The sequence below is a fragment of the Blautia intestinihominis genome (assembly GCF_040096655.1).
In the GTDB taxonomy this organism is placed as follows: domain Bacteria; phylum Bacillota; class Clostridia; order Lachnospirales; family Lachnospiraceae; genus Blautia_A; species Blautia_A intestinihominis.
The window spans coordinates 1-1,479 of sequence record NZ_JBBMEI010000176.1; the positions used below are offsets into that span (position 1 = coordinate 1).

The 1,479-nt window shown below is 41.9% G+C and carries 2 protein-coding genes; both read left to right on the forward strand.

Going from position 1 to position 1,479, the window contains the following annotated elements; all coding sequences use genetic code 11:
- The coding region (locus WMO75_RS19515) for a hypothetical protein (protein ID WP_349078845.1) at positions 1 to 621 on the forward strand (621 nt) is incomplete at its 5' end.
- A 119-nt stretch (positions 622 to 740) separates the two neighbouring features.
- The coding region (locus tag WMO75_RS19520; protein ID WP_349078847.1) for a hypothetical protein at positions 741 to 1,479 on the forward strand (739 nt) is incomplete at its 3' end.

Genomic DNA, 1,479 nt, shown 5'->3' on the forward strand with positions numbered 1-1,479 from the left:
TTGTGCGGATACGCACAATCCTACGCTTTCATCTCGGTAATTGAATTGCCGAGGATTCCCGCTTATTGTCCTAAAAATGCATCCACTGAATTAGCTAACTCACGTTTTACAGTCGGAACAGACGGAAAAGCTTCAGAAGCTGTTAGTGGTAAATACGCAATTCAGCAGACTTTCTACATCGGAACAAGTGATGATAAGGCTGGTTCCTTCAAAGATTTAAAAGTTTCTGCTGTTCAGATTAATGCAACTCAGGGTTCTAAATTAGAGGATGCTATGCGTGTTCTGGTTGTAGGCGAAGATGGTTGGGTTGTATGGCAGAAAGGTAACAATGAAACAGCAGGTTGGGTTAAAACATATACTAACACTGATGTTGATCCACAGACCATAAGCGGACAGGGTGTTGCCAAGAATAACTCTGATAGTGTAATTGATTCAGCAATTGCAGCAAAAACATCCGGAAAAGTTGATGTTTTTGTATATTATGATGGTGCTGACGATGATGTTTACACAGATCAGCTTGCTGACTTAACAGGTTGTGGCGTAACAATCACATTTACAGCTACTCCGGTTAATACAGATAATAAAGATGTCAATACCAACAACGATGTAACAGGCGCATAATACATAATTTGCGTTAATTATTAGATATGTTCCCACGGTTGTGGCGTGGGGAACATTTCAAAAAACAGAATCTTCTGGCTTCTGTTTTTTGAAATGTTTTATCTGTCAGGAGTGAGAATATGAAGAATATACAACAATTAAAAAGGGAATTGGCAACAGCAGGTCTGTCTGTAGTAGTTACCGCGGTTGCATTATCATCAGCGACTTATGCCTGGTTTGTGACAAACAACAAAGTAGAGGGAACAACATCTACCATCAGTGCTACAACCAATGGATTTATTCTTCAGATTGGTGAATTGTCAAAAGGTGCACAGCATGGTGGAGAACAGAAATCTCTGGAAGCAACTTCAAAAGGAGCAACTTTAAGTCCGGCTTCTACGGATGATCTGAAAAATTGGTATGTGTGTCAGAGCTTCAATAATCAAGGTCTTGTCACCGATTATTCTGAGCCAGCTTTTGCAACAGGAGCAAATGCCATACCGGGCAATTATGATAAGGATTATTTTGCATTTATAAAAAGTGATTATATTGTTTATACGATTACAGAGACTGGTACGGCAGATGTATATCTGGATGCCAGCGATGGTGCTCCTGTCACAATTACAGCAAAGGGTGGGGATGGTTCCAAGACGGTTACAGCTTCCATACGTGTTGCGATCACTACGCAGGCAGTCGCGGTAGACGGAAAAACTCCTGTTGGAGAAGAAACGCTCCGGGTAGTATATGCAAAAGACAACGAAACAGGTGAAGGAAATGACAGTACTGCAAAAGCCGGATGGACAAGATCAGGTTCCGCTTCCCACGGACAACTCTCACATCCGCGACCTTTCTTCTTCCATGATCCCGGACAGCAGCCTT